Here is an 11,940-nt window from a genome sequence, read left to right as displayed (position 1 = left end):
GAGGAATCGTGTCGATCTCCGCCACCGAGGCGACGACCACCACGACCAGCGCATTCCCGACGGGGGCGACAACGACGGCGTCCTCCGAGGACAAGCAGATGTTCCTCGAGCTGATGGTGGCGCAGCTGCGCTACCAGGACCCGCTCAACCCGACCGACTCCGGCCAGTTCCTCGCCCAGTCGGCGCAGTTCACCGCGCTGGAGAAGATGCAGGACGTCTCCGACCGCGTCGGTGCGCTGCTCGGCTCGCAGATGGCGTTCGGCGCCGGCGCGATGGTCGGCCAGCAGGTCTCCTGGATCGACGCCGACGGCGTCACCACCCACTCCGGCGTCGTCGCCGGCGTGACCTTCGGCGCCCAGGGCCCCGTCCTCGACATCGACGGCAGCCAGGTCCCGCTCGCGCAGCTCCTCTCCGTCGGCGCCACCGCACCCGCGGCGCCCGACGCCACCGACACCACCACGGCCTGAGCCGTCCGAAAGGAACCCACCATGCTTCGCTCTCTCTTCTCCGGCATCAGCGGCCTCCGCGCGAACCAGACGATGCTCGACGTCACCGGCAACAACATCGCCAACGCCAACACGGTCGGCTTCAAGGCCTCCACGACCGTCTTCCAGGACACCCTCAGCCAGGTCATGCGCGGCGCAGGCGCCGCCGGGGCGGGCAACGGCGGGACAAACCCGATCCAGGTCGGGCTCGGCGTGCAGGTCGCCGCCACCCGCGGAAACTTCACCCAGGGCTCCGCCCAGACGACGGGCGCGGCCACCGACCTGATGATCCAGGGCGACGGAATGTTCGTCCTCGGGTCGGGCAACGAGCGCATCTACACCCGCGCTGGCGCCTTCACCTGGGACGAGGACGGCAACCTCGTCTCCTCCAGCGGCAAGAAGGTCCAGGGCTACGGCCCCGGCGGCGCCGGCGGTGCCCTCGTCGACATCAACCTCGACTCGCTGGCGGCCACCCTCCCCGCGGGCGTCGAGATGACGTCGTACTCCATCGGCGCGGACGGCGTGCTGCGCGGCACCTTCTCCGACGACGTGCAGCGCGACATCGCCGTCGTCGCCATCGCCGACTTCACCAACCCCGCCGGCCTCGAGCGCGTCGGCGAGACGGCGTTCCGCGCCACCGCCAACTCCGGCGCCCCCGAGCTCGGCGTCGCCGGTCAGGGCAGCCGCGGCGACCTGATGGGCGGCACGCTCGAGATGTCCAACGTGGACCTCTCCGCCGAGTTCACCAACCTCATCCTCGCCCAGCGTGGCTTCCAGGCGAGCTCGCGCGTGATCACCACGTCCGACCAGGTGCTCGAGGAGCTCGTCAACATCAAGCGCTGACGCACCCGCTCCAGGGGTGGCGCCGGCGGTCCGCGGTTCGCGGGCTGCCGGCGCCCTCTGCGTGGTGGGCGAGGCGCTCCCAGCCAGCAGCAGCGCAGGTCCGCGCCGGTGGCGCCAGGCATGCGCTCGGGTGAGCCGACGAGAGGTCATCCCGAATGCTGCGTTCTGAGGCTCTGATCATCTGGGTCCAGGGCCGAGTCAGCGCCGGGGGCGTTGTCGGTGGTCGTCGGTAGAATCGAACACATGATCGAGACGCTGGCAGGCCGTGGAGCAGGTGAGGTCGAGGACCTCACCGCTCGTGATCTGCTGGCGCTCGCACGGGACCGCAAGTCCGTCGAGGACCGGGCCGCTGCTGACCTGTTGGTCGTGGCCGCCCGGTGGGCTGACCTGCACCCGCCGGAGTCGATCCACGATGCGGCTGCCTTCACCGTGCCCGGTTCGGAGCACGAGGAGCCGATCGCGGGTGAGGGCGCGCCGCTGGTCGCGGAGTTCTGCCTCGCCGAGCTCGGCGGCGTCCTCGGGGTGTCGACGACCGCGGCGAAGAAGCTCGTCGGCCATGCCCTCGAGCTGCGCCACCGCCTCCCGCGGCTGTGGGACCTCGTGCAGGCCGGCCGGGTGCCGGCCTGGAAGGCCCGTGCGGTCGCCGAGACGACGATCCACACGTCGCCGGCCCTGACCCGTGACGCGGCGGCGTTCGTGGACGCGCAGGTCGCGGCGGTGGTCGGGCGGGTCGGTCCGGCGCAGCTGGACCGGCTCGTCGCGGAGGCGATCAAGCGCTACGACCTCGCCGAGGTGGATCCGGCCGCGGACCCGGAGGACGGCTACCTGTCGGTCGACCCGCGCCACGTCACCATCCACGACGACGACGTGCACTTCGCCGGCACGATGCGGATGGAGGCGGAGCTCGACATCGCCGACGCCCTCGACCTCGACCGGGCGCTCGCCCACGGCGCCGCCACCTTGAAGGCCCTCGGCTCCGATGCCTCGCTCGGGGCGCGCCGCTCGGCTGCGCTGGGCGACCTCGCCCGCACGCAGACCGCGCTCGACCTCTCGGGCCCGGGTGCCGACCGTGAGCACCTGCCCGCCGCGCGGGAGGTCGTCCTCCACGCCCACTTCGACGCCGCCTTCTCCGGAGACACGACCGTCTTCGGTCCGACCGGTCGGATGGAGCAAGGCAAGCGGCTGATCCTGCTCGACCAGATCCGATCCTGGTGCGCCGACTCCCGCACCAGGGTCACCATCAAGCCCGTCATCGACCTCGACGCCGACCTGTCGACCCCGAGGTACGAGGTCCCCGACCGGATCCGCGAGCAAGTTGTTCTCCGGGACCGGACCTGCGTGTTCCCGTGGTGCACCCGACCGGCTCGGGGCTGCGACATCGACCACGTCACCGAGTTCGACCACGACGCCGCAGCCGAAGGCCGACCACAACCCGGGCCAACCGCTACCCGCAACCTCGCCGCACTGTGCAGGTTCACCACCGGCTCAAGACCCACACCGCCTGGCGCTACCGGATGACGGCGAACGGCTGCTTCGAGTGGACCTCACCCCACGGCCACCACTACCGACGAGACCGCACCGGCACCACTGCGATCCACCAGGCCGAACCACCTGACCCTCCCGGCATCCCGCACCCACGCCGACGATGACCCCGCCCCACACCCCGCCACCCGAGTGATGGCGGGGCCGCAGGCACGCATGGCCGTCGATCCCCGGTCCCTGATCCGGCAACGGGGCGCACAGGTCGTCGAGCTGCACCTCAGCGGGGCCATCGGTGAGACGCTCGGCGTCGCGCAGGACGACATCACCCTCGACAGCCACGCGATCGGGCCCGCTCCACGCCGAGGACCTGGCTCATCGGTTTGCTCCGCGGGCCGGCGTCGTGACGCGGCTCGGCGTCGTGGCGCGGCTTGGCGCGGGATGAGGGCGTCCTGGTCGACCACGCGCTCGAGCCCGGTCCGGAAGTCAGTGCCTCCTTCGGTCCGATGCTCGATTGAGGTACGCCGCACGGTCGGGGCCCGACCGTGCGGACGTGCTGCGTCTGGGGTGTCCGCCCACGACGCGAGCCCCGTCAGCCGTCCTGCTTGGCCAAGGTCGTGGTCCGGGTGCTCGGGCCACCAGCGGACGTCGTCCGTCCGGACGCCTGCAGCAGCCCGGGAGGCCTCGACCGTGGCCGGAAAGGTGATCGGCGCCGCGAGGTCGACGTGGTACGCCGAGCCGTCGCGCACGGTGGCCAGAGCGAGCCCGTCGCGCCGCACCCCGAAGCCGAGCGCGACGACGTGGACGAGCGGGACGGCGGTCGTGTACGCCGCCCAGGCGCCGGCCCACTCCACCACCGAGGCGGCGACCGCTCTCCCGTCCACGGCCCACGTCACCTGCCGCCACCCCGCCGGACCGCCGGCGCGGGCAGTCGCGGTGTCCAGCAACCGGTGGCCGTAGCCGGCGTCCCTCCCGGTCAGGTCCGGCATGGTCGCGTCGACGACGGACAGCAGGGCCCGGGACCGGGCACGGTCCTCGACGGCAGGCCCCGGGTGGAAGTCCAGCTCGTTGCGGAAGGACCCGACGTGCACCCACGGCCGCGTGGCATCGCGCGGCGTGCTGCCGTGGCCGAGCCGCACGCCATCGGCGCGATGGCCGAGCCGTCCGTCAACGTGGTCCAGCCAGCGCGGGCCGTCGGGTCCGCCGGCCAGGCCGTACACGGGGAAGTCCAGCGGTGGGTGGCTCGTCCTCATCCCGCCAGTCTGCCGTCGGCGGCGACGGCGGCCCGCACTTCCCGCCCGCGTTCTCCTCAGGTCCCCCCGCCGACGGCCGAAGGAGGACGTGAGGCCCACGGACGGGCCTCGCGTTGACAGCACAGGGATGGTGCACCGACATGATTGTGTTGACCCGACTCTCGGGCTCCGCGTTCGTCCTGAACGCCGACCTGATCGAGCGACTCGACAGCACGCCGGACACGGTGGTGACGCTCGTCGACGGCAAGAAGTACGTCGTCGCGGAGGGGCTGACCCAGGTGGTCGACCAGGTGCGTGCCTGGCGCGGCGGCATCATCGCCGCCAGCGCCGGACCGGACGCCCAGGCCTGGGTGCAGCGCACCCACCTGGCCGCGGTCCCCGCTCCGGCCGTGCGAGGGGTGGAGGACTGATGGATCCGGCAACCCTGATCGGGGTCTTCGCCGGCCTCGTCATCATCGTCATCGCCAACGTGATGGAGGGCGGCGACCCCACGAGCCTCCTCCTGGTCCCGCCGATGCTGCTCGTGTTCGGCACGACCCTCATGGTGACCATGGCCGGCGGCACGATCTCGGACGCCAAGCACGCGATGGCGTCGCTCAAGACGGCGTTCACCGCCAAGGTGCGCCCGGCCGGCGACGTCGTCCCGATGGTCGTCGCCCTCGCCGAGAAGGCCCGCCGCGAGGGCCTGCTCGCGCTCGAGGAGGACCTCAAGTCGGTCGACGACCCGTTCCTCGTCAAGGGAGTCACCCTGGCGATCGACGGCACCGACCCCGAGGAGGTGCGCGACATCCTCGAGGCCGAGGTGCACGCCACCAAGTCGCAGGGCAAGCACTCCGCCAAGTTCTTCGCCGACGCGGGTGCCTACGCGCCGACCATCGGCATCGTCGGCACGGTCATGGGCCTGGTGCACGTCCTGGAGAACCTCGCCCAGCCGGAGGAGCTCGGCCACCTGATCGCCGCCGCCTTCATCGCGACCCTGTGGGGCGTCATGTCGGCCAACGTGATCTGGCTGCCGATCGGCAACCGGCTCAAGCGCCTGACCGAGCTCGAGGCCGCCCGGATGGAGCTCGTCATCGAGGGCGTCGCGGCCATCCAGGCGGGGGCCAACCCCCGCATCATCGCCCAGAAGCTGTCCTCGCTCCTGCCCGCCGGCGAGCAGCCGGCGTCGCTCGACAAGGCCGCCTGACATGAGGAGCGGGAGTCGCCGGAAGCGCCGCGAGGAGCCGGAGGAGCACGAGAACCACGAGCGCTGGTTGGTGACGTACGCCGACATGGTGACGCTGCTGATGGTGCTCTTCATCGTGATGTTCGCGATGAGCTCGGTGGACCAGAGGAAGTTCAACGCGCTCAAGGACGGACTCGCCGCCGGCTTCGGCGACTCGACATCGGTCATGACCGGTTCCGAGTCGGTCCTCGAGCAGCCCGGCGTCGCGGCCATCGAACCGGTGCGTCCGGACAACTTCATGGGCGCCGCCGCGAAGCCGGCCGTGCAGACGAACGACCAGGACGTCGCCGAGGCGCAGGCGGAGCGGGCGCGGCTCGACGAGCTGGGCGAGCGGCTCGCCGATGCCCTGCGCGAGGCCGGCCTCGCGCACGACGTCACCCGCCGGATCGACGGCCGCGGGCTCGTGGTCAGCCTGACCTCGCGCCACGTGGTCTTCGAGCCCGACCGCGCCGAGCTGAGCCCGCGCGGCCGCCGGGTCCTGGACGTCGTCGCGCCGGTGCTGCGCGGGGCGACCGAGGACCTCCGCATCGACGGCCACACCAACCAGGTGCCGGTGAAGCCGCGGTTCTTCGCCACCGACTGGGACCTCTCCTCAGCCCGCGCGATCACCGTGCTGCGCTACCTCGACGAGGTGGGAGGCATCCCCGGCGAGCGCCTCAGCGCGGCGGCCTTCGGCCACGAGGTTCCGCTCGTCGACCCGAGCCGACCGGGGTCGCAGCGCATCAACAAGAGGGTCGACATCGTCGTCCTCTCCGAGCTCCCGGAGGCCTCGCGAGCGCTGCTCGACGACGTCGCTGCGACCGCGACCCGCCCCACGTCCGACGACCACAACGACGGAGGAACGTCATGACCAGTGCCACGCTCGACCGCCCCGCTGCCGCGGAGGCCGCGGCACCCGAGGCCGGGAAGGGGAGGAAGAAGCTCGTCATGATCGGTCTGGTGCTGGTCGTCGGCGCGGCCGCCGGCTGGTGGTTCCTCCTCAGGCCCAGCGGCCCCACCGAGCCGGTGCCCGGCGAGGTCATGACGCTGGAGCCGATCCAGGTCAACCTCGCCGACGGCCACTACCTCCGGCTCGGGCTCGCGCTCCAGCTCTCCGCCGACGCCCACGAGGCCGACGGCAGCAAGGCCCTCGACGCGGCGATCGACCTGTTCAGCGGCACCGAGCAGGCCGCGCTCGTCAAGGCGGGACAGCGCCAGGAGCTCAAGCACCGGCTCGAGCAGAAGCTCCACGACGACTACCACGGTGACGTGCTGGAGGTGTACTTCACCGAGTTCGTCACCCAGTAGCGGCCCGCACCCGCCGGGACACGTCGTCCCGAAGTCCTCAAGTCGGGCCCGAACGGGCCGATACGGGTAGTCGTGACGCCCCTGCAGCCCCGCGACGACCTGTCACCCGCGCACCTCGGTGCCCGGGGCCGTCGGCGCGCCCGCAGCGGTGCGACGCCGACGCCGTACGACTTCCGCCGGCCGATGCAGCTCTCCCGCGAGCACACCCGCCTGCTCGAGGTGAGCCTCGACGGCTTCGCGCGGCAGATGGCCACCGTCGTGACCTCGGCGCTCCGGACGGTCTGCACGGCCCAGCTCGTCGGCGTGGGCCAGCAGACCTACGCCGAGCACGTCGCCACGCTCGACGACCAGACCTTCGCGGTCGCCGTCGCCGCCGAGCCCCTCCCGGAGCTCCTGCTGCTCGACCTCCCCCTGGCGGCGGTCATGAGCGCCATCGACCACATGCTCGGCGGCGCCGGCACGGGCGAGCAGCCGCGACGTGTCCTCACCGAGCTCGAGTCCGCGGTCGTGCACGACCTGCTGGTGGAGCTGCTCGCGCAGCTGGGTCACAGCCTCAGCGGCATCGTGGCGACCACGCCGGCGCTCGTCGGGGTGGAGTACGACGCCCGCCTCGTGCAGGCGGCCGCGCCCGGCGACGCGGTGGTCGTCGCCACGTTCGACCTCGTGGTCGAGGAGCACCGCCACCGGGTGACCGTGTGCCTGCCGCTGGCCGGGCTCCACCCCCACCTCGTCCGCGCCGCGGCGCCGGCGCCCGTCACCGACCGCGAGCGCGAGCAGCGCTCCCGCGCGGCCGAGCTGGTGGACCGCCGTTTCCAGGACGTGCCGGTGGAGACCGCCGTCCGTTTCCGCACGACCCGACTGGCGCCTGACGCGCTGACCGCCCTCGCGGTCGGCGACGTGGTGCGCCTCGCGCACCCCGCCACCGCGCCGCTCGACGTCGTCGTCGGCGAGACCACCTTCGCCCACGCCACGGCCGGGACCCATGGTGCCCGCCTCGCCGCGCTCGTCGTCGGCACCACCAAGGAGAACGCATGAGCACGCTGACCGACACCGAGATCCTCGCCGGCCCGGTGGCGCGAGCCGCTGCTGCGGCCGCCGCCGTCCTGCCCGCCGCGACCCCCCTCGTTGCGGGCACCCCGGTGCCCGGTGCCGTCGGTGCGGACGCCGGGTTCGCCGGTGCCGTCGTGACCGAGCTGCACCTGCCGGGTGCACCCCGGGTCGCCGTGCTCGTCGGCGCCGAGCTGGTGGAGGTGCTCGCGAGCAGCCCGCTCGGTGGGCTCGACCTGGCGGCGGCCACCCAGCCCGCCCTCGAGGCCGCCGCTGCGGCGCTCGGGACCGGGTGCGGGGCCGCACGCGAGGTCTCCGTCGACCTGGTGGACGCCGACCTCGGCGGCCCGTTCGTCCTCGTGCCGCTGCTGGGGGCCGGCGTGGCCCGCGGCGCGCTGCTCGTCGCGGACGCCGCTGTCGTCGCAGCGGCAGCGGTCGACGCCGTTCCGCCCGTTGTCCCGTCGCCTGCCGGACCGGGAAGCGTCCCGGCCGCGCGCGGCATCGAGATGCTGCACGGCATCGACCTGGAGGTGGCCGTCGAGCTCGGCCGCACCCGCATGACGGTGCGCGAGCTGCTCGCCCTGTCGCCGGGCGAGGTGCTCGAGCTGGACCGTGCCGCCGGGAGCCCCGCCGACCTGCTCGTCAACGGGCGCCTCATCGCCCGCGGCGAGGTCGTCGTCGTGGAGGAGGACTTCGGCCTGCGGATCACCGAGATCGTCGACGAGAGCGCAGCAGGCTGACGTGCTCGAGCTCACCGTCCGGCTGATCGCCTCCCTGGCGGTCGTCGTGGGTCTGATGCTGCTGCTCGCCCGGGTGGTCGGCAAGCGGTACGGCACCCGGGCCGGGTCGCCCGTGCAGGTGCTGCACCGCCAGCCCCTGTCGCGCAGCGCGTCCGTCTCCGTCATCAGCGTCGCCGGCCGGGTGCTCGTGGTCGGCAGCACCGACCACCAGGTCAGCCTCCTCACCGAGCTCGACCCGGAGGAGCTGGGTGAGCCGCACACCGAGGGGGAGATCGCGGAGGCTCCGGAGGAGGCGCCGGCGCCCGCACCGACCGTCGTGCCCACCCTCGTCGCACGTGGCGGCTCGCACCGCGCGGCGCCCGCCCCACGTCGTACCGGCTCCGACGGTGGCGCGCTGGCGGGGTCGGTGCTCTCCCCGCAGACCTGGCGCGAGGCGCTCGCGGCCGCCACGGGAAAGGCGTCGTGACCGCGCGCGTCCGGGTCGCGCACGCCCTCGCCGGTCTCCTGGCCACGACCCTCGGCCTCCTCGGCGTGCTCCTCGGGCTCACCGCGACCCCCGCCGGCGCCGCGCCGGCGTCTCCCGCCGCGGCGTCCCCCGCCCTGGCGATGACCCCCACGGCGCCCGACGGGCCCCGCGCCCCCCAGGGTCCGGACGGCCCCGGCACCGACAGCTCGGTGACGATCGACCTCGACGGCCTCACCGACAAGCCCGGCACCCCGGTCACGGTCATCCTGGCGCTGACCCTGCTGTCGCTGCTCCCCGCGATCCTGCTGACCTGCACCAGCTTCACCAAGGTGCTCGTCGTGCTGGGACTGACCCGCAACGCCCTCGGCCTTCAGGGGATCCCGCCCAACCAGGTGCTGGCCGGGCTCGCCCTCTTCCTGTCGCTCTTCATCATGGCTCCGGTGCTCAGCGAGATGAACGACACCGGCCTGCAGCCCTACCTCGACGGCGACAAGACGACCGCGGTCGCCTACGAGGACGGCGTCGAGCCGCTGCGCGACTTCATGCTCGACCAGACCGGCGACGACGAGCTCCGGCTGCTGACCAGCGTGGCCGGACGCGACCTGCCGGCCAACCGTGACGAGGTGTCGATGGCGACCCTGGTGCCGGCGTTCGTGCTCAGCGAGCTCAAGCAGGCGTTCATCATCGGCTTCATCATCTTCATCCCCTTCCTCGTGATCGACATCGTCATCAGCGGGGCGCTGATGGCCCTCGGCATGATGATGATGCCGCCGGTGATGGTGTCGCTGCCGTTCAAGCTGCTGCTCTTCGTCCTGGTCGACGGGTGGGGCCTGGTCATCACCTCCGTCGTCTCGAGCTACGAGTAGGCACCCGTGACCGACACCACCGTCATCAACATCGCCCTGCAGACCATGCTGGTCGCGCTCAAGCTGTCCGCGCCGATCCTGGTCACCTCGCTCGTCATCGGCTTCACCATCTCGCTGTTCCAGTCGATGACCCAGATCCAGGAGTTCACCCTCGCCTTCGTGCCCAAGCTGGTGGGCGTGGGGATCGCGCTGCTGGTCTCGGGTGGCTGGATGCTGCAGACCCTCGTCGACTTCACCCGGGACCTGTTCGCGATGATCCCCACGCTGCTGGGCTGATCCATGACCCTGACCGTCGCGGGTGAGCCGTTGCTGGCCTACCTGCTGGCCTCGGTGCGCATCATCGCCTGGCTGGCCCTCGTCCCGCCGTTCGCGGGTCGCGCGATCCCGGTCGCGGCCAAGGTCGTGCTGTCCCTCGGGCTGGCGTTCGCGGTGGTCCCGTCCATCGAGGGCGGCAGCATCCCCACCGCGACCGGCGAGCTGCTGGTCACGACGCTCACCCAGGTCGTGGTCGGCTCGGCCCTCGGCCTGGTGACGTACGTCCTGCTGGCCGCCGTCGCGACGGCCGGCTCTCTGGTCGACACCTTCGGCGGCTTCCAGCTGGCGCAGGGCTTCGACCCGCTGTCGATGAACATGAACACCGTCTTCGGCAAGCTCCACCAGATGCTCGCGGTGATGATCCTCTTCGCCACCGGCGGCCACCTGCTGGTCCTCGGTGGGCTGCTGCGCACCTTCGACGTCCTGCCGCTCGGTGACGCGCCGCAGGTCGAGGGCGCCTCCCACGTCCTGGTGACGGCGTTCGGGATGTTCTTCGTCACCGCGGTGCAGATCGCGCTCCCGCTCGTGGCGGTCCTCTTCGTCGCCGACCTCGGCCTGGCGCTCCTCACCAAGGTCGCGCCGCACCTCAACGCGATCAACGTGATGTTCCCCGCCAAGATCGGCCTGACCCTCCTGCTGCTCGGCATGTCCTTCCCGGTGCTGCCGGAGGCGGTCGCCCGTCTCGTCGACCTGGCGAACGAGGCCCAGTTCGCGCTCGTGGGGGGCTGAGCGGTGTCGGAGGAGAAGACCGAGCAGCCCACCGCCCGCCGGCGCAAGGAGTCGCGCAAGGAGGGCCAGGTCCCCCGCACGCAGGAGCTGGGTGGCTGGGCGACCCTCATGATCGTGGCCCTCGTGCTGCCACCACTGCTGGGCCGCGAGCTGACCGCCCTCGCCGAGCTGATGCGTGACTGCTTCAGCCTCCGCGGCCCGGTCGAGGTCTCGGACGCCACGACCCTGCTCGGGCGCGGCGCCCGGCACGTGATGGTCACGCTGGTGGTGCTGGGCACCGCGGTGATGCTGGTGGGCGTCTCCGCGGCGCTGGCGCAGGGCGGCTTCTTCGTCGCGACGAAGTCGGTGAAGCCGTCGCTGAAGAAGCTCGACCCGATCCAGGGCTTCAAGCGCGTCTTCGGACCGCAGGCGCTGTGGGAGGGCGCCAAGATCCTGCTCAAGAGCGCCGTGGTGGGCTTCGTTGCCTACGGCGCCGTCTCGGCCATCATGCCGCTGATCGGCGGCCTCGTGCCGATCAGCGCGGTGCTCGGGGTGGTCCGCGACGAGGTGCTCGGCCTGCTGCGGACCGTGGCCGTCGCCGGTCTCGTGATGGCCGCCGCCGACTACGTGATCGTCCGCCGGCGGATGGGGAAGAAGACCCGGATGTCGAAGCACGAGGTCAAGCAGGAGAGCAAGCAGACCGAGGGTGACCCGCTGCTCAAGGGCGCGATCCGCTCGCGGCAGCTCGCCGCGTCACGCAACCGGATGATGGCCGACGTGCCGACGGCCGACGTCGTGCTGGTCAACCCGACCCACGTCGCCGTCGCGTTGTCGTACGACGCCCAGCGCGGCGCTCCCCGGGTGGTGGCCCGCGGCACCGGCCTGGTCGCCCAGCGCATCCGCGAGCAGGCCGCCGAGCACGACGTGCCCCTCGTCCGCGACGTCCCTCTGGCCCGCGCCCTCCACCGTTCGACCACCGTGGGCCAGGAGATCCCGGCAGAGCTGTACGCCGCCGTGGCGCAGGTCCTCGCGTTCGTCATCTCACGACGGTCGGCAGGCGCCCGCGGGGGCGAGCACCGCAGTCCGCGACGCGAGAGCGAGCTGCCATCGGTGCCGGTCGCCGGTCGCCGGCGACGGTCCACTTCATCCATCGCGCCGGACGCGAACCCCTCAGGAGTCGCCGCCACCGGCCGATGAGACCGGTGACGCCAGGACGGCGTCGCTCC

General features: G+C 72.3%; 15 protein-coding genes. All 15 read left to right on the top strand.

Annotated elements, in window-relative coordinates:
- The first annotated feature begins 8 nt into the window (after window positions 1–8).
- The 15 genes from AC3A3L_RS07195 (at window position 9) to AC3A3L_RS07125 (ending at window position 11,911) form a co-directional block, all read left to right on the top strand.
- Complete coding sequence (locus tag AC3A3L_RS07195; protein ID WP_487639316.1) at window positions 9–467, top strand: flagellar hook assembly protein FlgD; 459 nt, start codon at window positions 9–11, stop codon at window positions 465–467.
- A gap of 21 nt (window positions 468–488) precedes the next feature.
- A complete protein-coding gene (locus AC3A3L_RS07190) occupies window positions 489–1,328 on the top strand; it encodes a flagellar hook-basal body complex protein (RefSeq protein WP_487639315.1) in 840 nt (279 codons plus the stop codon).
- A 243-nt stretch (window positions 1,329–1,571) separates the two neighbouring features.
- Window positions 1,572–2,846 (top strand): HNH endonuclease, encoded by a 1,275-nt coding sequence (locus AC3A3L_RS07185; RefSeq protein ID WP_487639314.1) that lies wholly within the window; start codon window positions 1,572–1,574, stop codon window positions 2,844–2,846.
- 651 nt (window positions 2,847–3,497) lie between these two features.
- The gene (locus AC3A3L_RS07180; RefSeq protein ID WP_487639313.1) at window positions 3,498–3,767 is read left to right on the top strand and encodes a hypothetical protein; all 270 of its coding nucleotides are present in this window, start codon (window positions 3,498–3,500) and stop codon (window positions 3,765–3,767) included.
- A 433-nt stretch (window positions 3,768–4,200) separates the two neighbouring features.
- Window positions 4,201–4,470: a flagellar FlbD family protein gene (locus tag AC3A3L_RS07175; RefSeq protein ID WP_487639312.1), complete on the top strand. Its 270-nt coding sequence runs from the start codon at window positions 4,201–4,203 to the stop codon at window positions 4,468–4,470.
- Window positions 4,470–5,246 carry a motility protein A gene (locus AC3A3L_RS07170; RefSeq protein ID WP_487639311.1) on the top strand — a complete coding sequence of 259 codons (777 nt, stop codon included), beginning with the start codon at window positions 4,470–4,472 and terminating at the stop codon, window positions 5,244–5,246. The genes AC3A3L_RS07175 and AC3A3L_RS07170 overlap by 1 nt, the downstream gene beginning before the upstream one ends.
- 1 nt (window position 5,247) lies before the next feature.
- Window positions 5,248–6,135, top strand: coding sequence for an OmpA/MotB family protein (locus AC3A3L_RS07165; protein ID WP_487639310.1), 888 nt, complete (start codon window positions 5,248–5,250; stop codon window positions 6,133–6,135).
- Window positions 6,132–6,572 carry a flagellar basal body-associated FliL family protein gene (locus tag AC3A3L_RS07160; protein WP_487639309.1) on the top strand — a complete coding sequence of 147 codons (441 nt, stop codon included), beginning with the start codon at window positions 6,132–6,134 and terminating at the stop codon, window positions 6,570–6,572. Before AC3A3L_RS07165 ends, AC3A3L_RS07160 begins: the two co-directional genes overlap by 4 nt.
- Window positions 6,573–6,644: 72 nt before the next feature.
- The gene (locus tag AC3A3L_RS07155) at window positions 6,645–7,607 is read left to right on the top strand and encodes a flagellar motor switch protein FliM (protein WP_487639308.1); all 963 of its coding nucleotides are present in this window, start codon (window positions 6,645–6,647) and stop codon (window positions 7,605–7,607) included.
- Window positions 7,604–8,359, top strand: coding sequence for a flagellar motor switch protein FliN (fliN, locus tag AC3A3L_RS07150; protein WP_487639307.1), 756 nt, complete (start codon window positions 7,604–7,606; stop codon window positions 8,357–8,359). The genes AC3A3L_RS07155 and fliN overlap by 4 nt, the downstream gene beginning before the upstream one ends.
- Before the next feature lies 1 nt (window position 8,360).
- The gene (locus AC3A3L_RS07145; RefSeq protein WP_487639306.1) at window positions 8,361–8,825 is read left to right on the top strand and encodes a FliO/MopB family protein; all 465 of its coding nucleotides are present in this window, start codon (window positions 8,361–8,363) and stop codon (window positions 8,823–8,825) included.
- Entirely contained in the window at window positions 8,822–9,691 is an 870-nt protein-coding gene (fliP, locus tag AC3A3L_RS07140; RefSeq protein ID WP_487639305.1) for a flagellar type III secretion system pore protein FliP, read from the top strand. The genes AC3A3L_RS07145 and fliP overlap by 4 nt, the downstream gene beginning before the upstream one ends.
- A gap of 6 nt (window positions 9,692–9,697) precedes the next feature.
- Entirely contained in the window at window positions 9,698–9,967 is a 270-nt protein-coding gene (fliQ, locus tag AC3A3L_RS07135; RefSeq protein WP_487639304.1) for a flagellar biosynthesis protein FliQ, read from the top strand.
- A 3-nt stretch (window positions 9,968–9,970) separates the two neighbouring features.
- Window positions 9,971–10,735: a flagellar biosynthetic protein FliR gene (locus AC3A3L_RS07130; RefSeq protein ID WP_487639303.1), complete on the top strand. Its 765-nt coding sequence runs from the start codon at window positions 9,971–9,973 to the stop codon at window positions 10,733–10,735.
- A gap of 3 nt (window positions 10,736–10,738) precedes the next feature.
- Complete coding sequence (locus AC3A3L_RS07125; protein ID WP_487639302.1) at window positions 10,739–11,911, top strand: EscU/YscU/HrcU family type III secretion system export apparatus switch protein; 1,173 nt, start codon at window positions 10,739–10,741, stop codon at window positions 11,909–11,911.
- Window positions 11,912–11,940 lie beyond the last annotated feature (29 nt).

This window comes from Nocardioides sp. Soil_C_8, assembly GCF_057656315.1.
The sequence above is the reverse complement of the archived record's forward strand: the minus strand, read 5'-3'. Positions and strand labels throughout refer to the sequence as shown.

Bases quoted from the DNA above. Each gene is read 5' to 3' on its own strand.
- AC3A3L_RS07190 (WP_487639315.1), top strand. From the start codon at position 489: ATGCTTCGCTCTCTCTTCTCCGGCATCAGCGGCCTCCGCGCGAACCAG.
- AC3A3L_RS07185 (WP_487639314.1), top strand. From the start codon at position 1,572: ATGATCGAGACGCTGGCAGGCCGTGGAGCAGGTGAGGTCGAGGACCTC.
- AC3A3L_RS07175 (WP_487639312.1), top strand. From the start codon at position 4,201: ATGATTGTGTTGACCCGACTCTCGGGCTCCGCGTTCGTCCTGAACGCC.
- AC3A3L_RS07170 (WP_487639311.1), top strand. From the start codon at position 4,470: ATGGATCCGGCAACCCTGATCGGGGTCTTCGCCGGCCTCGTCATCATC.
- AC3A3L_RS07165 (WP_487639310.1), top strand. From the start codon at position 5,248: ATGAGGAGCGGGAGTCGCCGGAAGCGCCGCGAGGAGCCGGAGGAGCAC.
- AC3A3L_RS07160 (WP_487639309.1), top strand. From the start codon at position 6,132: ATGACCAGTGCCACGCTCGACCGCCCCGCTGCCGCGGAGGCCGCGGCA.
- fliN (WP_487639307.1), top strand. From the start codon at position 7,604: ATGAGCACGCTGACCGACACCGAGATCCTCGCCGGCCCGGTGGCGCGA.
- AC3A3L_RS07130 (WP_487639303.1), top strand. From the start codon at position 9,971: ATGACCCTGACCGTCGCGGGTGAGCCGTTGCTGGCCTACCTGCTGGCC.